Source organism: Clostridium autoethanogenum DSM 10061, from assembly GCF_001484725.1.
Taxonomy (GTDB): Bacteria; Bacillota; Clostridia; order Clostridiales; family Clostridiaceae; genus Clostridium_B; species Clostridium_B ljungdahlii.
Map to the genome: position 1 here is coordinate 559,498 of NZ_CP012395.1, position 21,383 is coordinate 580,880.

Annotated in this window: 25 protein-coding genes; 7 read left to right on the forward strand and 18 right to left on the reverse strand. The window is 29.4% G+C overall.

The annotated features are described in order from the left end of the window. Positions 1–49 precede the first annotated feature (49 nt). The 5 genes from nadC to CLAU_RS02375 all read right to left on the reverse strand — a co-directional run bounded on the left by nadC (position 50) and on the right by CLAU_RS02375 (position 5,679). Complete coding sequence (nadC, locus tag CLAU_RS02355) at positions 50–880, reverse strand: carboxylating nicotinate-nucleotide diphosphorylase (protein WP_013239089.1); 831 nt, start codon at positions 878–880, stop codon at positions 50–52. A gap of 6 nt (positions 881–886) precedes the next feature. After that, positions 887–2,452, reverse strand: coding sequence for an L-aspartate oxidase (locus tag CLAU_RS02360; protein ID WP_023161864.1), 1,566 nt, complete (start codon positions 2,450–2,452; stop codon positions 887–889). Positions 2,453–2,477: 25 nt separating this feature from the next. Next, a complete protein-coding gene (gene nadA / locus CLAU_RS02365) occupies positions 2,478–3,392 on the reverse strand; it encodes a quinolinate synthase NadA (protein ID WP_013239091.1) in 915 nt (304 codons plus the stop codon). A gap of 214 nt (positions 3,393–3,606) precedes the next feature. Then, positions 3,607–4,761 carry a methyl-accepting chemotaxis protein gene (locus tag CLAU_RS02370; RefSeq protein WP_013239092.1) on the reverse strand — a complete coding sequence of 385 codons (1,155 nt, stop codon included), beginning with the start codon at positions 4,759–4,761 and terminating at the stop codon, positions 3,607–3,609. Positions 4,762–4,902: 141 nt separating this feature from the next. After that, a complete protein-coding gene (locus CLAU_RS02375) occupies positions 4,903–5,679 on the reverse strand; it encodes an N-formylglutamate amidohydrolase (RefSeq protein WP_013239093.1) in 777 nt (258 codons plus the stop codon). 97 nt (positions 5,680–5,776) lie between these two features. On the opposite strand from CLAU_RS02375, the gene CLAU_RS02380 reads away from it, so the two are divergent. From CLAU_RS02380 to CLAU_RS02405, 6 genes are all read left to right on the forward strand, one after another. Continuing rightward, a complete protein-coding gene (locus CLAU_RS02380; RefSeq protein ID WP_023161865.1) occupies positions 5,777–7,369 on the forward strand; it encodes a serpin family protein in 1,593 nt (530 codons plus the stop codon). Between the two features lie 132 nt (positions 7,370–7,501). After that, positions 7,502–8,047 carry a biotin transporter BioY gene (locus CLAU_RS02385; RefSeq protein ID WP_013239095.1) on the forward strand — a complete coding sequence of 182 codons (546 nt, stop codon included), beginning with the start codon at positions 7,502–7,504 and terminating at the stop codon, positions 8,045–8,047. Beyond that, entirely contained in the window at positions 8,041–8,436 is a 396-nt protein-coding gene (locus CLAU_RS02390; RefSeq protein ID WP_013239096.1) for a DUF1284 domain-containing protein, read from the forward strand. The genes CLAU_RS02385 and CLAU_RS02390 overlap by 7 nt, the downstream gene beginning before the upstream one ends. Positions 8,437–8,709: 273 nt before the next feature. Continuing rightward, entirely contained in the window at positions 8,710–9,189 is a 480-nt protein-coding gene (locus tag CLAU_RS02395; RefSeq protein ID WP_013239097.1) for a dihydrofolate reductase, read from the forward strand. Positions 9,190–9,202: 13 nt separating this feature from the next. Continuing rightward, positions 9,203–11,008: a DUF2207 domain-containing protein gene (locus CLAU_RS02400; protein ID WP_013239098.1), complete on the forward strand. Its 1,806-nt coding sequence runs from the start codon at positions 9,203–9,205 to the stop codon at positions 11,006–11,008. 113 nt (positions 11,009–11,121) lie between these two features. Continuing rightward, positions 11,122–12,351 (forward strand): 4Fe-4S binding protein, encoded by a 1,230-nt coding sequence (locus tag CLAU_RS02405; protein WP_013239099.1) that lies wholly within the window; start codon positions 11,122–11,124, stop codon positions 12,349–12,351. A 42-nt stretch (positions 12,352–12,393) separates the two neighbouring features. Here CLAU_RS02405 and CLAU_RS02410 read toward each other — a convergent pair whose 3' ends face one another. The 7 genes from CLAU_RS02410 to CLAU_RS02435 all read right to left on the reverse strand — a co-directional run bounded on the left by CLAU_RS02410 (position 12,394) and on the right by CLAU_RS02435 (position 16,816). Further along, the gene (locus CLAU_RS02410) at positions 12,394–13,350 is read right to left on the reverse strand and encodes an anti-sigma-I factor RsgI family protein (RefSeq protein WP_029169946.1); all 957 of its coding nucleotides are present in this window, start codon (positions 13,348–13,350) and stop codon (positions 12,394–12,396) included. Further along, a complete protein-coding gene (gene sigI / locus CLAU_RS02415; protein ID WP_013239101.1) occupies positions 13,340–14,026 on the reverse strand; it encodes an RNA polymerase sigma-I factor in 687 nt (228 codons plus the stop codon). The genes CLAU_RS02410 and sigI overlap by 11 nt, the downstream gene beginning before the upstream one ends. A 149-nt stretch (positions 14,027–14,175) precedes the next feature. Further along, positions 14,176–14,322: a hypothetical protein gene (locus CLAU_RS20255; protein WP_023161867.1), complete on the reverse strand. Its 147-nt coding sequence runs from the start codon at positions 14,320–14,322 to the stop codon at positions 14,176–14,178. A 297-nt stretch (positions 14,323–14,619) separates the two neighbouring features. Then, positions 14,620–15,360 (reverse strand): class I SAM-dependent methyltransferase, encoded by a 741-nt coding sequence (locus tag CLAU_RS02420; protein WP_013239102.1) that lies wholly within the window; start codon positions 15,358–15,360, stop codon positions 14,620–14,622. Positions 15,361–15,513: 153 nt separating this feature from the next. Next, entirely contained in the window at positions 15,514–15,693 is a 180-nt protein-coding gene (locus CLAU_RS02425) for a hypothetical protein (RefSeq protein WP_144289729.1), read from the reverse strand. 56 nt (positions 15,694–15,749) lie between these two features. Next, on the reverse strand, positions 15,750–16,391 hold the full coding sequence (locus CLAU_RS20685; protein ID WP_013239103.1) for an MFS transporter: 642 nt from the start codon (positions 16,389–16,391) through the stop codon (positions 15,750–15,752). Continuing rightward, a complete protein-coding gene (locus CLAU_RS02435; RefSeq protein WP_013239104.1) occupies positions 16,310–16,816 on the reverse strand; it encodes an MFS transporter in 507 nt (168 codons plus the stop codon). Before CLAU_RS02435 ends, CLAU_RS20685 begins: the two co-directional genes overlap by 82 nt. A 467-nt stretch (positions 16,817–17,283) precedes the next feature. Here CLAU_RS02435 and CLAU_RS02440 point away from each other — a divergent pair, with 467 nt between their 5' ends. After that, on the forward strand, positions 17,284–17,475 hold the full coding sequence (locus tag CLAU_RS02440; protein WP_023161870.1) for a hypothetical protein: 192 nt from the start codon (positions 17,284–17,286) through the stop codon (positions 17,473–17,475). A 111-nt stretch (positions 17,476–17,586) separates the two neighbouring features. Here the strand turns inward: CLAU_RS02440 and CLAU_RS02445 are convergent, their stop codons facing one another. The 6 genes from CLAU_RS02445 to CLAU_RS02470 form a co-directional block, all read right to left on the reverse strand. Beyond that, complete coding sequence (locus tag CLAU_RS02445) at positions 17,587–18,201, reverse strand: sugar O-acetyltransferase (RefSeq protein ID WP_013239105.1); 615 nt, start codon at positions 18,199–18,201, stop codon at positions 17,587–17,589. A 262-nt stretch (positions 18,202–18,463) separates the two neighbouring features. After that, positions 18,464–18,976, reverse strand: a complete 513-nt coding sequence (locus CLAU_RS02450; RefSeq protein WP_013239106.1) for an aminoglycoside adenylyltransferase domain-containing protein — start codon at positions 18,974–18,976, stop codon at positions 18,464–18,466. A gap of 35 nt (positions 18,977–19,011) precedes the next feature. Then, positions 19,012–19,233 (reverse strand): hypothetical protein, encoded by a 222-nt coding sequence (locus CLAU_RS02455; protein ID WP_013239107.1) that lies wholly within the window; start codon positions 19,231–19,233, stop codon positions 19,012–19,014. Positions 19,234–19,254: 21 nt separating this feature from the next. After that, a complete protein-coding gene (locus tag CLAU_RS02460; protein WP_013239108.1) occupies positions 19,255–19,977 on the reverse strand; it encodes a class I SAM-dependent methyltransferase in 723 nt (240 codons plus the stop codon). A 257-nt stretch (positions 19,978–20,234) separates the two neighbouring features. Next, the gene (locus CLAU_RS02465; RefSeq protein WP_013239109.1) at positions 20,235–20,705 is read right to left on the reverse strand and encodes an NUDIX hydrolase; all 471 of its coding nucleotides are present in this window, start codon (positions 20,703–20,705) and stop codon (positions 20,235–20,237) included. Between the two features lie 129 nt (positions 20,706–20,834). Further along, positions 20,835–21,380: a GrpB family protein gene (locus CLAU_RS02470; protein ID WP_013239110.1), complete on the reverse strand. Its 546-nt coding sequence runs from the start codon at positions 21,378–21,380 to the stop codon at positions 20,835–20,837. Positions 21,381–21,383: the final 3 nt, after the last annotated feature.

A 21,383-nucleotide genomic window follows, 5' to 3' on the forward strand; every position in this document is an offset into this window, starting at 1 on the left:
CTCATTTGTTCCTCTTAATATACTATTCATGACTTTAAAATTAGGAACTTTATATAAACCTTAAACTTATATCCAGCGCTTTTACAGAATGTGTAAGAGAACCTATAGATATTATATCAACACCTGTAGAAGCAATATCCCCTATAGTATTTTCGGTGACATTTCCCGAAGCTTCTAAAATAAACTTTTTATTTACAAATTTCACAGCCTTTCTCATAGTATCTACATCCATATTATCCAACATAATTACATCAACTTCAGTATTAACTGCTTCTTTCAATTGATCCAGATTTTCTACTTCTACCTCTACTTTAGCTGTAAATGGAATTTTATTTTTTATTCTTTTAACAGCTTCCGTTATAGAACCTACTGCCCTTATGTGATTATCCTTAATCATTACAAAATCAGACAAGTTCAGCCTATGATTGTATCCTCCTCCTGCTGTAACAGAATACTTATCCAAAATTCTAAATCCAGGAAGAGTTTTTCTTGTATCTACTATTTTCACATCATAATCCTTTACTAAATCAACCATCCTATTAGTTTTAGTTGCAATTCCACACATTCTTTGAAGTATATTAAGGGCAACCCTTTCTCCTTTTAATATAGATTTAGAATTTCCTTCTAATTCTACAATAACATCGCCTTTCTCCACTTTGGAACTGTCTTTTATCTTGACGTTGAATATTATACTGCTGTCCACAATTTCAAATACTCTTTTAGCCACATCAATTCCAGCAATAACACCTGGCTCCTTCGCAATAAATCTTCCTTTTGAAACCTCACTTCCCAAAAGCAAATTATCTGTAGTAACATCACCATAATTTATATCTTCTATAAGAGCATTTTTTATTAATTTATCAACTATTAAGTAATTCAAATTCAATCACCTCAAAACTACGTTATCTTTAGAATAATCCTCAATATAATTACTTCCTATGGAAGTCTTACTTTCCAAAGTAGCCATAATTATACTTCTAGCAACTTCATACATATTATAAACTTCTACTTGCTCGATACTTTTAAAATTTATATATTGAAATTTAAACAGAACTTCATCTACAACCTCTAGTGCACTTTTAATGTTATCAATTCTTCTAACTATTCCCAAATTATTTTCCATTAATATCTTCAGATTCTGTTTAAGTTTTGAAAAGTCCATGTAACTCTCTTTACATTGAGGAATAAATACACTGTCTTCAAAATTATCTTCATCTATAACTTTTACTTTATTTAAGATGTCCTCTGCAGCCCTTTTTCCAAAAACCAGAGCTTCCATTAAAGAATTACTAGCAAGCCTATTTGCTCCATGAACCCCAGTGCAAGCACATTCTCCAACTGCATAAAGGTTTTCCATACTAGCTCTTCCAAACAGATCCACCTTAATACCACCCATAAAATAATGTTCAGCTGGAGTTACAGGTATGTAATCCTTATATATTTCTATACCATTTTCTTCGCATTCACTATAAATCTTATTGAATCTATTCTTTAAAAAATTTTTTTCGTACATAGTAGCATCCAAGTAAACATAATTAGAATCAGTTTTTTTCATTTGATCACTAATTGCCCTAGCTACAATATCCCTAGGAGCAAGTTCCATCCTTGAATCATATTCTTTCATAAACCTGTTTCCACATTTATTTTTAAGTACGGCACCTTCTCCCCTTACAGCTTCAGATATTAGAAACATCTTTTCCTCATTATTTTTAGAGTATAAAGCTGTAGGATGAAACTGAATGTATTCCATATCTTCTAAGGTTACCTTTGCCCTTATTGCCATGGCAATTCCATCTCCTGTAAGCACATCTACATTCGTAGTTTTAGAAAATAACTGTCCAATTCCACCAGAGGCTATTATACAACATTTTGACTTTAAATAAACAACTTTATTTTTGTAAAATGCCATTATACCACAGTATTTGTTTTTGTTATCAACAATATCCAAGGCGAAGATATTAGGTATTATTTCTATATTAGAAGCATTTTTAGCCTGGTTTACAAGAACCTCCATTATAGCTTTTCCTGTAGAATCTCCATTTACATGAAGTATCCTTGCAATGGAATGATTTCCCTCAAAAGACCTATAAAAATTACCTTGGGAGTTTTTATCAAATTTAACTCCAAGACGAACCAAATCATTTATAGCTTTCTCAGATTCATTTACAAGCACATTTACAGCTTCCAAATCATTAACATAGCATCCTGCATTTATAGTATCCTTTACATGAAGCTGTCTGTCATCGTTTTGTATACTTGCTGCAATTCCTCCTTGAGCCAGGTATGAATCACAATCATATACATCCTTTTTGCTTAAAACCGCTACTCTTAAATTTTTAGAAAGCATTAAAGCAGTATAGAGTCCTGCTATTCCTGCTCCAATTATAACTACATCAAAGCTCTTGCTTTCACAGGAATTCACGTTATAGTTTGCTAAATATCTTCTTTCCACTTTACATCACCAGCCTATATAGAATTTATTCAATACGTAACATTTTCTCAAGGGAACCCAATGCCTTTATTCTCATTGATTCAGGAATAAATATTTCATGTTCCATATTTAAAAGAGAATTGTGGACATCTTTTAGTGTAGTCATTTTCATATTTTGACATACAAGTCTTGGACTTAATAAATAGAAATTTTTTTCAGGATTATCATTTTTCATTTTATGAAGTACCCCTATTTCAGTACCTATAATGAATTCCCTATTTGGTGATTTCTTTGCATAGTCAATTATCTGTGACGTACTTCCAACAAATTCAGCATTATCCCTTATTTCTTTTGAAACTTCAGGATGCACTAACATTTCAGCTCCAGGATGCTCTCCTTTTATTTTTTTAACATCTTCTATAGTTATTCTGGCATGAGTTATGCAGTGACCACCTGACCAAGGTATGATTTTTTTACCTGTAACTTTTTCAGCTACATAACTGGCAAGATTTTCATCTGGTACAAATAATATTTCATCCTTATCCATACTTTCTATAACTTTAACTGCATTAGAAGAAGTACAACATATATCACTTATAGCCTTAACCTCAGTAGAAGAGTTTATATAACACACCACAGCTGCTTCTGGATGCTTTTCTTTTTCCTCCATAAGTTGTTCTTCATCTATACACTCTGCTAAAGGACATCCTGCATATTTTGAAGGAAGTAAAACTCTTTTATTTGGTGATAGTATTTTTGCACTTTCTGCCATAAATTTAACCCCACAAAATACTATAACTTCATTATCCATTTTAGCAGCAGCTCTACTTAGTGCAAAAGAATCCCCTACAATATCTGCTATATCTTGAACTTCTGGCAGCTGATAGTTATGCGCTAATATGCAAGCATTTTTTTCTTTTTTCAACCTATTTATTTCATTTATTAAAAATGTTTTGTCCATATTACACCTCTAAAATAATATTTTTGTTTGATAATATATTAATATTTTTATACCATACCAATATTTTTATACTACAATTTCATGTATATACACCAGTATATACTATTTTTTATATTTTAACAACATACAATAAAAGCATTACTAAATTCCACCTTTACAATTACATTAAAAAAAGTATGGATCATAATCCATACTTTTAGTAAATTATCATAATTTACAAACTATTTACAATTTGATTTAAATTTTCTGACATAGATGTGATTTCTTCTATACTAGCTGTGATTTCCTGTGTAGCCGCTGCCTGCTCTTGACTTGAAGTCAATGAATTCTGACTCATCTTGCTAGAAGATTCAACCTTTTCCCTAATATTATCTGTTAACTCTGCAATTTTAGGCACTGTACTTCTTGACTGTTCTGATAATTTTCTAATTTCTTGTGCAACTACCCCAAAACCCTTTCCAGCATCTCCTGCCCTAGCTGCTTCAATTGAGGCATTTAATCCAAGCATCTTAGTCTCATCTGAAATACCTTTTATTAAAGAAGATACTTCATTTATCTCTTCTGACAAAGATATTATTTGTTTTATTTCATTATCCAGATTTTGCTCGTTTGTATGTATTTCAGATGCTGAAGCAGCTAATTCCTCAATGGTAGAGGATACTCCTGTAATATTTTCCGTAAGATCATTAGACATATTTTTCAAATTCACTGTAGCTCCTCTAGGTATAATCATTCCAAAAGTACCCACAACATCACCTGTATCCTCATCACATAATGGATAAGTTGCCATCCTAACAGGTGTTCCTGAATTTCCTAAACTATCTACATTCTCTGATGCAAATTTTTTAGTTTGAATTGCCTTATGTACTACAGATGCAGGATTATCTACAAATGGGACTCCCGGCTTAATAGCAGGTATATCAAATTTTTCAGATCGCTGTATATCAACTATTTTTTCTAAGTCAGATAAAATGAAAAAAGCTCCTTCTGGAAACATTTCAACTAATATTGGTGCAAAATCTTTAAACGCCTTTGTTACAGGGTGTATCTTTGGAAACAGGGAACAAAACATTCCAACAATTTGTCCATTTTCATCTTTTATAAGTTCCTCAAATATTTTAAATCTTCCGTATCTAGGATCTGAAACATTCTTTATAACATCTTTTTTTTCTTGAAATGCTTCTAATGATATGTTCTGTTTACTTACATCAAATCCAATATCCATCACTTTAATATCAAATGCCTTAGATGCTTTTCTCCAAACAATTCTATTTTTTTCAATAATAGCATATAATACTCCTCCTGATATCATATCTGCCTGGGATTCACACATACGTTTTACACAATCTAATTCATTTATAGAAATCATAAAAATCTACTCTCCTTACATTATCTTTAAAAATTATATTAACCATTATTTTTATTATAGTTAACCGGTAGAACTTAATCAATAAATTCGCTATATTTATTCCCTCGTTTTCCTACTTTTTACTAAACTTATACATAATACTTAATTTTCTAACTTATTTCTTATACAACATAAGACATTATATAGACGTCTTTTAGCGCTATAGAATAAGTTGCTATTTACATTTTTAACTTCTTCTTCACCAAAATATCTATTTTCTATATAGGCTGTATATCTTATTTCAATTTGTATAGCTTCTACATTTTTCGTAGAACTATAATGAGATACGATGTATCCTCCTCTAAGTCCCTTTTCATCAACTTTTACATTAAACCCCTGAGAAGTAAATGCATCATACACCAGTTCTAAAAATTCTTTGGAACAAGTTTTTCCTTCACGGGTTCCAAGTATTATATCTGCTTTTGACTGTTCAAAGAAACTATGTAAATCTAACAAGTAGACTTTATTCTTTAGTTTCAAAACTTTTTCTAGTTCTCTTTTCAAAGAAGAGTGATAGGGATTATAGATATTCTTTATTCGCTCCTCTATTATCTCCATTTCCAATGGCTTGTCATAAATTTTTCTGTCAAAGGTAGTGTTATAATATACTAAGGACTTTGTATATTTCCCCTGTATAAATTTATTTTCAATATTTCTATTTACATCTATAACATATCTGCTGTAATTAGCCGACACTACAGTTATATTTAACTCTTGTAAAAAATCATAAAGGTCATTTAAAAACCAGTCATTGTTTGGAAGTAGCACTCCTTTTTTCATGCTTTGTTTCATTTCCAAAGTTATTTTACTAGATCCATGTGGAATGCTTGTAACTATATTACACGGACTTTTACTATTTATTACATTAACCGGATTCATCAACATCCCTCCAAATTATAATAAGATGATAAATTTGTATCATAATACAATACATGTTACTATTGTAATATAAATGATATTATATATGGAAGGTGATATGTTGATTATTAAAAAAATAATTTCATTGTCCCTCGTGGCATCATCTATAATGGTATTTTCTACTTTCACATCAACTGCAGCAGCTGATTCCTCCTATTCCCCTAAAAAATCACAGGTAATTCAATGGGAAAAGCATACAGATATAAGTACGCTTAAATGCTGGACTATAAAATTTAAATCACCAGTAGATGAAAATTCTCTCCTGCTCCCGGGAATAATTACTGTAACAGACTCAAAGGGCTGCTTAATTCCAACAAACCTTTTTTTAGACAATAAAAACAGCTATGTATATGTACAAGCACCCGAAGGTGGATATACTAAAGGACAAACTTATTATTTAAATATTTCCAAAGATTTAAAATTTCAAGATAAAAGTAAATATCTTAAAAATCCAGTACAAATGGAATTTTCAACTGACAATATAGGTACTGTATCCATAGATGAAAATAGTCCTATAATTGGAACAAATAATTCTTTTGGATTCAACCTAGCAAAAAATTTACTATCTGAAGATACAGATAAAAGTCAAAATATGATTATTTCTCCTTTGAGCATATCCAACATATTAGCTATGACTCAAAATGGTGCTGAAAATAAAACAAAACAGGAAATATTGAATTGTTTAGGGCTTGCATCTATAGATGATAACACTATAAATGAAGAATATTATAGTTTGTCACAATACTATAACAATTTAACATCAACAGACTTAAAAGTTGCAAATTCAATATGGACAAATAATGATATAAACTTAAATAGTACTTTTAAAAATACTGCCCAAAAATATTATAATTCAGAAATACATTCAGAAGATTTTAGTGATCCTAACACCTTGAAAAAGATAAATGAATGGGTAAAGAAGTCCACCAAGGAACAAATTAAGCAGATTATAGACGATATAAGCGAAAAAGACCAAGCCATTTTAATAAATTCCACATACTTTAAAGGAAAATGGAAAAATGGATTTTCACGAGACAAAACTAAAAAGGAAAATTTCACTCTATCCAGTGGAAAAGTGATAAGTACAGACACTATGGAAGATACCTCCCAGATAAATTATCTGAAAGGAACTAATTTTCAAGCAATTTCTCTGCCCTACTATGATGGAATGGAAATGGACATATTTTTGCCTAACAAAGGTACAGATATAAATGATTTTACAAAAAATATTACTGAAGAAAAATTTGACAAATGGATAAACAGCTTTAATGATACAAATGTTCTACAGCAAATTCCTAAGTTCAAAATCAATTATGGTGTGACTTTAAACAATACACTAAAAAATTTAGGAATGGACCAAGCATTTGATAGCAGTAAAGCAGATTTTACAAAACTTATAGGTGAAACATCAAAAAATCCTTTCTATATTAATACAATAAAACATAAGGCTGCAATCAATGTAGATGAACAGGGCTCTGAAGCTTCTGCAGTTACCTCGATATTCGTAGCAGGTTCTCCTGCACCTTCTTCTAATGAGCCAATTTCTTTTAAAGTAGATAGGCCTTTTTTCTTTGTCATACGAGACAGTAACTATAATCTTATATTATTTATGGGCAAAGTAGAAAACCCAAGTACAAATACTGAAAATTAAATATAAAATATCCTTTTTGAGCAATTGTTAACATCAATATACATTTCATGTTGACAATTCCTTAAATAATTATTATAATTTTATTGTCAACGTAAATATTATGTAGGTTAACAATTGTTGAGGAGGAAAAATATGAACTTAAAACTTAGAGAAATAACTACAACAGCTATATTTACAGCTTTAACAGCTATTTTAGCTCAAATTTCTATACCGCTCCCTTTTAGTCCTGTACCTATAACCTTTCAAATATTAGCAGTTTACATATCTGCAGTAATCTTAGGAAGTAAACTTGGTGCATTATCTCAATTGGTATATGTACTTTTAGGAACAGTTGGTGTACCTGTATTTGCAAACTTCCATGGTGGTTTAAGTGTAGTATTAGGACCAACAGGAGGATATCTCATAGCTTACCCTATTATAGCTTACATCATAGGGAAAATTTCAGAAAAAGAACTGTCTTTTGTTAAATCAATTGTGGGTTTAATTCTTTCATTAATATTTTGTTATGCACTTGGAGTACTTCAGCTTTCATTTATAACAAAAATTACAATAGAAAAGTCCATATTAGTAGGTGCTCTTCCATTTATCCCTTTAGATACCATAAAAGTTATAATTGCTTATATATTATGTAGTAGAGTTCGAGACGCTCTCATAAAAACAAATCTTATAAAATGTTAACATTAAGAGCTCATCATCTATTGTGTATCCAGGGATATAGGGGCTACGGTTATAGCAAAGATTTCACTAAAAATATGGGTAAGATTGTTTATACTTTAAAAAAGGATCCTTCCACACAGGTGAAGATTATAGCCAAAACAGACATCCTTTGTTCTTGCTGTCCACATAATATAGACGACAAATCCTGTGAGCATCAATATAAAGTGGACCACTTAGACAAAAAAGTATTAGATCTATTTCAAATAGAGAAAAATAAAGTATACTACTATAGAGATCTTTTAGATATTATACGCAAAAAAATAACTTATGAAAGTTTCAAAAATATATGCAGTATATGTCAATGGTTTAATTATGGATATTGTAAGGAAGGACTAATAGCCATCAGGTAATTCATCTAAACTTAGTGGAAGAAACAAAACTCTAAAGAGAAAGCGACTATCACCAAATGAAAGATTTGGTGATAGTCGCTTTTTCCACTAAGCAAGATTCATTGATAAGTCAGAAAATCTGTAGAATTTCTAATTGAAATTTAAACTTATATAATATCGTATAAGCTAACTATTAATTAGGAACTCTATAATATTTTTGTAAAAATTTATAAGAAATTATGGTATACTATTTACATATACTTTAGTGTTAAATAAGCAGGAGGTAATCGTATAATGTTACATATAATTGCAGCTTTAAATGAAGATTATGCACTTGGCAGGGACAATAAACTACTCTGGCATATACCAGAGGATCTAAAAAGATTTAAAGACATCACCTACGGTAAATCCATTATAATGGGAAGAAAAACTTTCGAATCCCTCCCATGTATACTTCCTAAAAGAAAACATATTGTCATTACAAGAGATAAAAGCTATAATATTTTAGATGAAAGAGTAGAAATAGTCCACCATGTTGAAGACGTTTTAAAATACAAAGATTCTCCTATAGAAAGCTTTGTTTCAGGTGGAGGAGAAATTTATAAGCAATTACTCCCCTACTGTAATAAATTATACCTTACAAAAATTCACTCTCATGAAAAAGGCGATACCTATTTTCCTAAATTTGACAAAAGTAATTACCATGTAATCGAATTCAAAGAGCACTGTTATGGCAATATAAAATATAGTTTTATAACTTATGAAAAAAATTAATAGGAGAATAATAATGACTTTTTTTAAAAAATTTTTAATAAGTACCTTTATATTACTTTTTGCAATTTCCATTCACTCTTTTAAAGCCTACGCTTCAAGTGGAGTGGACTTATCCATGTTCAATGTAAATACCTCTATAAAAGAAGATGGTTCTATAGATGTAGAAGAAATTATAACTTACAATTTTAAAGATAACTATAATGGAGCCTACCGGGATATATCTACTATAAGAACCAAAGGTATAAAAAGCCTTAAAGTATCACTTATATCACATGATGGCAGTGAAGTTCCATTTAAAGAAAGTTCTAAGGTTAAAAACGGAGATAATGGTGTATTTGAAATATTGTCAAAAGGTACAAATTTATATGGAATTAAAATTTACTGTCCTTCAAAAAATGAAAAGAGAACTTTTAAAATAACCTATACTATAAAAAATGTATCAGTAAAATATAATGATACTGGTGAATTTTACTACACGTACCTGTCAAACTATAATGAAACTAAAGTAGACAATTTAAAGATACATATTAATCTTCCAGAAAATATTGACAAGCAATATATAAAAGCTTATTACCATGGTATTGCAAATGGAGAATGCATTATAAGAAATGGAAATGTAGATTACTTCTTTCCTCATGTAAAATCAAAGGAGCTCGTTCAGGTAAGGTTGCTTTTTCCAAGCAAGTTAATACCTTTATGTAAAAATGTAAATAATAAAAATTTGCTAAATACAATTTTAAGTCAAGAAGCAAATTATGAAAAGCAAAAGCAAGAAAAAATAGCTCATGCTATATTTGTAAGAAATATATTAAACATTATAGGTGTAGTATTGTGTTTTCTTTCCCTTTTCTTAATATTTAAAACATCAAAAAAACTCAACAAAATTGAAGATACATCTTATAGTGCATACTCCCCTGTTGAAATTCCTGAGGATTGTACACCTGCAGTTGCAGCTTATTTAGTTGCGAGAACTATAAACGGCAGAACTATCTACGCTACAATACTTGACTTATGGAGAAAAGGTTACTTAACTATTGAGAAAAACATATTGGATGGTGCTAAGAAAAAACTAAACTTCTTAATTATAAAAAATAAGGAACCCGATTGGCTGCTATTAAAACACGAAAAATACTTTATGCATTGGATATTTGACATAATGGGTAGCGGCCAAAATGTAAGTACCCTGGAAATTAAAAAGCATTGTAAAATATCCTCATCTCATAGTAATTTTGCAAACTGGCTAAACCTTATAAAAGAAGAAGCCAAATCACGAAATTATTATGATGTTGAAGCTTCCAAAGCAGGAATATTTATAATTATTCTTGCTGTAGTTGAATTGATCTTTTCAACTATTTCACTTATGACTGAAGCTCATGCAGGTATCTTCAGCTTAATTATATCAATTTTTATGATTGTCTATGGATCAATGTGCTGCTGTAAAAAAAGTGCTTATGGACAATCTCAATATAAAAAATGGATGAAATTTAAATCTCATGTGCAAAATATGGACTTAGAATATAATATAGGAAATGCCACCATTGAAACCTATATTCCCTATGCAGAAGCCTTAAATATAAAACAAAATAGTATGTCTAAGCTTAGAAATTCTTTTAAAACTCCTTCAGATGATGATATGGGATGGCTATACTACTATTTAATTTTTGACAGTTCTACCTTTGACAAAGACGACACCTTTAGCAATAATATATACAATTCTTTTAATACAGGATCTTCAGGTAATTCAATTGTTTCATCAGATAATTCCTCTGGAAGCAGCAGTGATGGTGCGGCTGGAGGCGGTGGAGCTGGAGGATTTTAAGCAAAATTATTTAATTTTAATCTATTTTTAAGATTATCCTTTTATAATAGCTCTATAATAATTTAATTTTATAGTGAAACACCAAAACTATAAATTGAAAAGGAGCTATAAAGATGGCAAAAAAAATAAGGAAAATACAAATTACAAGACACATTGTACAATTAATTTTATTTTTTTTACTACCCGGCCTTTACATAATGGCCTTTAGTGAATTAAAAAATATTTTTCAGATGATTGTTAAAGGAAACTTTAATTTCATTCAAGCATTCCCACAGTTACTGGAATTTTCAATATGTATACTATTTACTATTTTTGCAGGCAGGTTTTTCTGTGGATGGTTTTGTGCCTTCGGTACTTTTAATGATTGGGTTCATATTATATCGAAAAGAATATTTAAAATTAATTTTAAAATAAGTGAAAAACTAGACTCTAAACTCAAATATGTAAAATACGTAGTGCTGTTATTACTTCTAATTGCTGGATACAATAGTGGAAGTAATTTTTTACAAGGTACAAGTCCCTGGGATGCATTTGCTCAAATAACTGATTTTTCTAAAGTTATATCAACTTTAACTATAGGCTTTGTACTTTTAGTTCTAATAACTTTAGGCGATATTTTTATTGAAAGATTTTTTTGCAGATATTTGTGTCCTTTAGGTGCTGTATTCTCCCTGTTCTCTAAAATAAGTATATTCAAAATCAAAAAACCTAATGATAAATGTGGTAAATGCAGGGTATGTACAAATAATTGTTCTATGGGATTAAAACTTTATAGTACAAATAGCGTACATGGTGGAGAATGTATAAATTGCTTAAAATGCATAGAGGAATGTCCTAGGAAAAATACTAGTGTAAGCATAATTGGAGAAAATGTAGATTCAAAACTTGCATGTTCAATTGCTTTAACTCTATTTATTGGAACTTACGGTCTTATAAACCTGGGAAATACTATGTTAAGCAGGCAAAACGCCTCTTCCATAAATAATGTAGCTACTACTCAAACTATGGTCCAGGAAAGTGCTTCCAACGAGAATACAAGTACATCTTCTTCCAATACAGTACAAGGTAAATATAAAGACGGAACTTATACTGGAACTGGAACTGGCTTTAGAGGAGGTACAACAAAAGTATCTGTTACTATAAAAAATGGTAAAATTACTGATACTCAAACAGTATCTACAGAAGATACACCTAGGTTTTATCAAAATGTAGAAAGTACATTGCCTAGTGAAATAATTTCAACACAATCAACTTCTGTTGATGCAGTGTCTGGAGCTACCTATAGCAGCAAAGGGTTTACAGATGCAGTACAAAATGCACTAAACCAAGCTGTAAAAAAATAAAGAGTAAGACCTGTAAGATTATTTTCCACAGGTCTTGCTCTTTTATTTTTTCTTATTTCCATTAGAATTCTGCTGGTGGGAATTATCTTTATTGGAGCTATCATTTTGCTTGCTACTCACATTTTCCTCAGTTTTTTTATTTGAATTTTGACTTTCTTTAACTTTACTGCTATCTGAGTCTTGTAGCTGTTTTGCATTAGATCCACTCTTGTCTTTTTCTTTATATGAGCTAGAATTACTTTCACTTGAAGAATTGCCTACACTTGATGACTTACTTTCATTCTTAAATTTATTTTCACTACTGGTGCTATTATTTAATGTTTTATCCTCTTTTTTATCACTTAAATGTTTTTGACTGCTTGGAGTATTTTCTTTAGCAGCAGCTTTATCACTGCTATTTAAGTTCTTGTTAGTAGAATTATCCTTTGGTTTATTATTTAAAATAATATTACCATTAGTTTCAATTTTTACACTTAAATTAGAAGATGCCATATTTGATTTGAAATCAGAAACATCTATGTTTTTACCACTAATGTCAATTGATATAGTTTTCGCATAATTCTTATCAATAAATTTATCCTTTTTAGCTTGATCAATTATTACTTTTAAAGCATCGTTTATATTGTCATTATTTATTTTCACTTCACTCAATATTTTATTTCCATCACCATTTAACCCTTTAAAAGAAATGATTTTATTTAAAAAATTCACCTTTAGCTCAATGCTAGGATTTATATTTACTAAAACAGTAGCTGCAGGAGTATAGTAGGCTTTTACACCACCACCTATTAATAATACAAACATTATACAAGCTGCTGCTATTATCTTTCTTGTATTAAAAAAACTTAATCTGTGAAGAACTTCATCTCCCTCAAATTTTTCGCCAACATGAAGCCTTTTTCCACTGGATTTTACTTTTATAAATTCACCATAAGGAGTAAGTAAATTAGCATATTTTCCTTCTACACTTACTACTATGCCTTCCTTTTTACCCATCATTCTCACCCACTTTTACATTTAAATAGGACCTTATATACATAAAATTTTCGCTGCTAAATAATATAAATAGAGCAATAATATACTTTTTCCACTTGTCAATAAATTTTTTGTTACATCCAGTATATATACAAATTTGCTTAACGGGCAGCTGCTTTTTATTCAATACAAAATTACTAATTTCACTATTGCTGCATATCTTTAACACAAGTTTTAAAATACTGTCTCTTGTATCCTTATGCTTTGGACTATTATTTACAAGACTGCTAAAATCGATTTTATATTCCATAAGTTTTTTATTTAATTCAATAATTTCATCTGCTCTATTTTTATTTTCCAATTCCAATTGAAAACTTGTTATGGAATTGGCATTATTTAATTTTTCCATACTGCAGTCACTATCGTCAAAAGTAAGTAAAGGTGAATTTTTATTTTTTCTAAAATAATCAATTAATGCATTCCTAATTATAATTTTTGCATATGCGTAAAAATTTCCCTTTGTTTCTGTATAATTATCACAAGCTTTGTTAAATGCAATCAAAGCAATGCTCAGTTCATCATCATTTTCCCATTGAAGATATCTTTTTGAAATAGTATAAGTACATTTATATATAAAATTTTTATTTTCACTAATAAATTCATCTCTGTTTTCATGGAGTAAATGAGCAATATCTGCCATTACATCACCTCATCTATAAAATTATACGAACAAAATAAAAATTTTAAGGGTGTCCCCCTAAATTATATTTAATCATCGTATATTCCACTGAATAGTTAAACGGGATTGATGTAAAAGTACAAGTAGATTTATGGCATTTCAGGATATATCTACTTTAAGCAGTGCATATATTCTCTTGCTCTATCTCCTTTTACTAAAAAGGGCTGTCCTTTAGAACAAAATACTGAAGTAGATGTATATTCAATATCTGCATTTTTATCATAGCCTATATTTTCAATGACTTCTTCTTCATACATATAATAACCTATTTTTTTGTAGAAAATTAAATTAACGTAGTAAACTCAATGGTTTGTTACATTCTTACTAGTGTAGAAAATTACTGCTTTACTTTTATCGTAATAACATTTTTTATAATATAATAAGCTTGCTTAATTAAAAGAAAAAATAACATTATAAAGTTGACTCATTGCTCATTTCAAAAAATAAACCATATCATGGATATAAGTTTCATGATGTAGTTTATTCTTATTTTATTGATAATTGTTGAACATAACAAGAATATTGTGAATTAACTTAACTTTGCAAATAAGAAATTATTTTTCTAATTCTATAAACAAATACATCGGTATTTTCTTCAACCAAGCGACTCTCGATGACATTTGAGCCTGTTCTTGTGTTGGTATTGGTTCGTTCATATCAGTCAACTTAAAACCATTTTTGACAAACGCTTTTATATAATCTGACAAAGTCCTATGTCTATATAAAATTGGAGCATTCATTCCTTTGATTTCTCCAACCCATTCTTTTGGATTATGATAATCAGAAACAAGTACCTCTATATTTTCATTATTTAACATCCATTTAGTTTCTTTGCCCTTGAAGCATGGATGCAATATAGAAATGAATACCTTTCCATTTTGCTTTAAAACACGATGAATTTCCTTTAAAGTACCATCCAAATCTTCAACATCCATTAACATCATCGAGCAAAGCACTATATCGTAATAATTGTCGTCAATTACATTTAGTGTATTTGAATTAAGAACACAATGCTCAATCCTTAAACCTTCTTCTTTTGCTTTATTTTTTGCGTACTCAATAAAAACTTCTGAACAGTCAGCAGCCGTAACGATTGCTCCCTTATGTGATAATGCTCTCGAATAACCACCCTCACCACATCCTAAATCAAGAATATATTTACCTTTGATATCTCCAAGTTTTTCTAATGTGTATGGCATTATGTAATATATTCTAAAATCATTTGTTTGGGCTTTTTCAATCCATTCGTCTATATTCACCTGATTCCAACATTTGGTTGAACTATCTTTTATCATTTTCTTATTCCTCCGCAAACTACTATTTATAAAATATTAATTAAATAACCTCTATGTAGCAATTATTTACGATTGTGCTTTAATTGATATAAAAAGTGTTTTAGTAAATCATTTGACTTTTATAATTAAATTCTTAAAAATAAAGAATCCAAATTAATTCTCTCTCATTTTACATACACCATCTAGTTTTCTCATACTTTTGTTTAATCTAAATAAGCAACATCCTACAAAGCTGATGAGGCCAACACATACATATAGTAAAGCAATACCACTTCCATTACTATTACCAACTAATTTTGCTAATAATGCTGGAATCAAATCGAATTTTTTCATATATGGCTCAAGCACTTTATCGGCTAAAAAAACACCTGACAGATTGCCTATTGGAATTAACATATATTGTAAAATATTCGTGCTGAAAATACTCTTCCTTGCATCTCAAATGGTACTTTTGTTCTCATTATATAATCAACATTAGCCATTAATAATGGTACCAGCAAACTTCCGACAAATACTGCTATTGTCCATACATAATAATTGTGACCAATTCCCAGAAGACTATCACCAAACAAGAATGAAAATGTCATTACATTTAAGATAAGAGGTATCCTTTTAGATGTCTGCGGCATTTTTGCAACAAGAAGGCTGCCAATCAGTACTGCAATACTTTCCGTACTGCTTACAATTCCAAGTTCATTGTAATTATTATCAGTTCTAGATAGTACCATTGGACCCAGATTCGTATTGTAAATTGCTGCAATAAAATTGACAAACGCCATAAATAAAATAAGGCTGAATATGCCCCGACTTTTAAATAAATACTGCATACCAGATTTGCATTGTTTCCATAAACCATCTTTTTTTATTTCTCTAGATACATGTACTGACGGAATTTTAACAAAAAAGACTAAAGCGACAAATTCAAAAACAAATGTCGATAAATCTATAGCTATAATAGGCTCCAACCCATAAAGTGCAATAGTAACAATGGGGGCAAATATTCCTGTAAAAGAATCACAGAAGCTAAACATGCTATTCGTTTTAATATAATTATCTTTAGAATTGCAGATACCACAACATCTGAAGCTCGATTTTGAAATGCATCCGTTATTCCAAGCATAAAATTTATAACGTATAGATTCTCTATTTTAAGTGTATTTGTAATCATCATAAGAATTATACTCAATGAAAACATAGCTGCTATAACATCTGAAATCAACAAAATTTTTTTCTTGTTCCAGCAATCACTAATGGTGCCTGCAATAAAATTAAATAATACTTCTGGTACCAAATAGCATACCGAAAGTAATGACATAAACAAAACAGATCCACTTTGCTTATATGACCAGAGAATCAATCCATAACTTGTAAGCTTGTTCCCAAACTGAGATACAAATTGTCCTATCATAAATATATAAAAATTTTTTAGTTCACTATTAAAATAATTATTTTTCATCTCAACTTTACTCCTTTTCAATATTAATATTGAAAATGCAAAGTCAAAATCAAGTAGATCATTCCTCCATGCAAGCTCTACCCTATGACTTTGCATGGAGTTAAAACAATGTTTAACGTCATTCCTATTCACTCCTATAGATATTATTTATGCCAATAATGCTTCTATTTTACATTAACTTATAATAATTGTACCATATTTACATAGATCTAATTTTACACTTTATTGGAACAAGTATAAAATAACTTTACTTTTGAACACAGCATTATTCAATTTTCAAATAGCATCTATACATTCAAATTTATGTTCATAATACATATAATTTTTGATTTACGAACATAAAAAATGCCATAAAATTTTTAAAATAATACGGCGTTTCAGTAAATTATTAATTTTTTAATTGTTACGTTAAATAAGAACTTTATTCATTTATAATTGGAAAAAAGAAACTAAATGTAACGGAGAGTATGCTTCTGGTTTGTGGAGAAGAAAATAGTGAATCTGCCTTTAATGGGATTATTAGCACATATAAACTAATTCTTTCTAATCAAAAATGGACAGATAGAGGTCAGTTAGTTGTTCCAGGTGTGCTCAATAAAGGCGATATATTATCTACTGATTATCTTATTTGTGCAGAAAAGATGGGCAGTAATATTTAAAAGATAAATAAGTAGTTAAATTATAATAAGAACCATCTTTCTATTCCAGCGGAAGGATGGTTCTTTTCTCATCACTTTAATATATAATTAACTTTCAGTTACTTTAAAAAATTAATCTCTGTAATCTTCAACATCAAATTCATAGCTTTTATAATAATACTTGCGGTCTTCTTCCGTAATTTCACGAATAACCTTGCATGGGTTTCCAACTGCTATTACATTATCGGGAATATCTTTGGTAACAACGCTTCCTGAACCGATAACAACATTATTACCGATATGAACTCCAGGATTTACAACAACATTTCCCCCGAGCCAAACATTATTTCCTATGCTTATACTAATGCCATACTCATATCCAGAATTACGAGAATCAGGATGTATTGGATGACCTGCTGTATATAAAGATACATTTGGAGCAAATAGTACATTATTGCCTATGATTACTTTTCCACAATCTAAAATAATACAGTTGTAATTTGCAAAGAAATTATTTCCAACTTCAATATTCTTTCCATAATCACAATGAAAGGGTACTTCAATATGTATACCTATACCCGATTTACCAAGAATATCTCTTATTAATTCATCCATTTTTGCACTTTCGTCTGGTTTGCAATGATTATACTCATATATCTTATTTTTATTCTCTATTCGTTCTTCTGATAATCCATCTAACCACGGCTTATATGGAAAACCAGCCAACATTCTTTCTTTTTGATTCATGATTGTACCTACCTTTCGTTATATCTTAATATTCATAATATAAGTTATTTTATCCTACTTTGTACACACTAACAAGACAATGGAGGTGTAAACATCTTTTATAATTGATGAACAATAATTTACTATTCTGTATTAACTTACATTAATTATATGATACACCGTATTATTCAATTGTCAAAGAACATTTATATATTTAGATTTATTGATTAATTCACCTAAATTTCAGATTCCGAACTAAAAGTTATGCATAAAATCATCGATATTATTCTTTGGTAACAATATGTTCAATACCGACTATACTGCCTAATACTTTAATTTTAAAAAACTCTGGAATTATATAAGTCTTATTTAAACTTTCAATAGGCAACCTGTGTTTTGATCGTTGATCATCAGGAATACTCATTATTGTATACTTAGCAGATTCAATTTTAGTAGCTATGCTTTTATTATCAAGGGTGTATAATATTCTGCATAATGTCAAAACAGCAAATTCAATCCATTCATCTGATAAAAATATATTCTTTTCACACAATTTCTTTTTCCAATAACTATTTAAATTATAATTCATTGTTTCTACAATATTATTCCACTGAACATTTATATTTAGGCTGCTAACATTAGGACTATTTATAGGTATTCCATTATATTTTAATGTCCACCAAGTAACATAATTTATATCATAATAACCATAACTATTAAATTTTTCATCACAAAAATATAAATAAGGTTCTATTTCGGAATTAGGTTTTCCTACCTTATTTTTAGTAAGATACATACCTTCCATTCTTTTAGCATATTTAAATTTACTATTTAATCATTATGTATAAGAGTTACTATTGATATATCTTTGTCTTCAAAATCTTTGTTTAGTATTGTAATAAAGTCAATATCGCTTTTATCCTTATCAAAACCACCTAAAGCAACAGAATTATAGAGGTACACACCAAATATCTTACTTCCAAAATATTTTTTTAAACTTGCCTCATATTCATATAACATAGACCTTAGGATATTAGGAATTTTTTCATTCATATTGATTCTCCTTATTTACACCTAATTCTTCTTTGCTATAATTGTGAACTCTCCAGGTATATCTTCATTTGTCCAATATGGATGTTCGTCAAATCTATTAAGAGTAAATCCATTTTCTATAACTGCATTAATGATTTCACTAATGGTATATTTTCTATAACTACATAATGGCATTTGTCTGCGAATCTCATCTGGAAAAAATCTTGCATGAGCCATTTCACCTTCAAATACATCTGTTGAAAAATAACTCATTGTCGGCTGTTCTAGCCCTAGTATATCTGATATTTTTTGAAACGGGTGAAAATCACTACAAATCATTTTTCCATTTGTTTTTAAAAGCTGCTGCATTATTTTCATAAATTGGTTGATATCATGAAAATAATGAAGGATTCCTCCTTCCATAAAGACCACATCAAAATATTTTTCATATTTGTTCATATCAATTTTCAATACATCACCAACTATAAAATCAATATCAACATTGGCTTCATCTGCAACTTCAAGTGCATACTTTTTATTATCTTCTGAAATATCAAAGATTGTAACTTCTGAACCCAAAATTGCTAATGGAATTGCTTTTTTACCACATGAACCGCAAATATTAGCAATTTTAATGCCTTCATAAGTATCAAAATAGCCTGCATATCTTTTCAACATTCTTATCGGATCTTCTAAATCTTTCTTAGCTCTATCATATGGTTTTCCTGATGTATTTACCCAAAAATCATATGCATTATATTCCAAGCCTTTTTATTTTGTTCACTATAATCTATCATATAATCTCCTTTACAAATTTACCATTTATCTGTATGTTATATAATTTACTTTTCCAAAGTCATTAATAAAATTAATAATTTTATGTCCTCATTTTGATTTACCCATTGTTTTATGTTATCTAAAAAATATGAAATATCCATTTTAACCTCCATTTGATTTTAAAGTTGCAATTTAATAATCAATATAAGAGCATTGTGAACTATGGTCATACTCATTTAACAAGACTATTCTTTCGATATAATATGAATAATATTTTCATTTATTTTGGTTAAATTAGTTTTTAAAAAGTTAGGCACAATATTTATATGCTCCAATTCATCAATAGGTATCCACTGTAAAATTTCCTTTTCACCTTGGTCGGTATATGTAGCATCTAAAATATTTATTCCATCAATGTATTTCATTAAATAAAAAAACACAATTTCGTGATGATGTTTTCCCGCTATTTGAAAAAATCTTTCTTGGATAAAGGAAAGTCTATCAATTTCAAATTCAATTCCTGTTTCCTCATAGGACTCGCGGATAACGGCTTCCTCCGAGGTTTCATTTATTCTAACTTTTCCCCCAACTGTATAATAACATGGATAATCTTCATGTTTTGCCATAAGTAGCCTGTTGTCTTTGATAATAATTGCCGCAACCCTATAAACAAAGCAACTTTGATTGGTTTTAAATACTATATCTTTATCTTCCACATACATACTCCTGTTCATTATATAAACATTCTTTTCTTCATCATAAATTATAATGGTTCATATATGATGATTTTACGATTAGTGAATTATATTAAGAATATTCCACAGTAAAATAATTTCTAATTATGCTTATTTGATTATGTCACCCTTGTATTTCCCTGAATCAATTTTTTGATATATCATTCTTACAAAACTTTCTTTTTTATCTGTATATGTATTCCTATCATCCGGGTATTGCTTTGCTAAAGATATTTTCAAATCACTATACTCTTTAGCATACTCTTTATGCTCATTTAGGAAATCTCTGAACCGTGTCACAAAATAAAAGTCAACATTGTTTGATTCATAACAATGAATGTGCCTTAATGAAATCTCTCCTTCACCTCTTAAAACAAAAAGATACCTATTCTTTTTGTTGTTTTGTGTACCACAATAATCGTAACCTGCCTTTTTCATTCCTTCTATGTTCATATCTTCAAATGATTTTAGTACTATAGCAATGTCAAGTATTGGCTTAGCGTAGATACCACTAATTGAGGTGCTGCCTACATGCTGTATATAATTTACGTTATCCCCGAAAATTTCTTTCAATTGTTTTTTTACTTCTTCAAATTCCTCTTTCCATTCTTCACAATGAGGCAATAGTCTAACCTTATGACGCTCAACTCCTTGCATTAT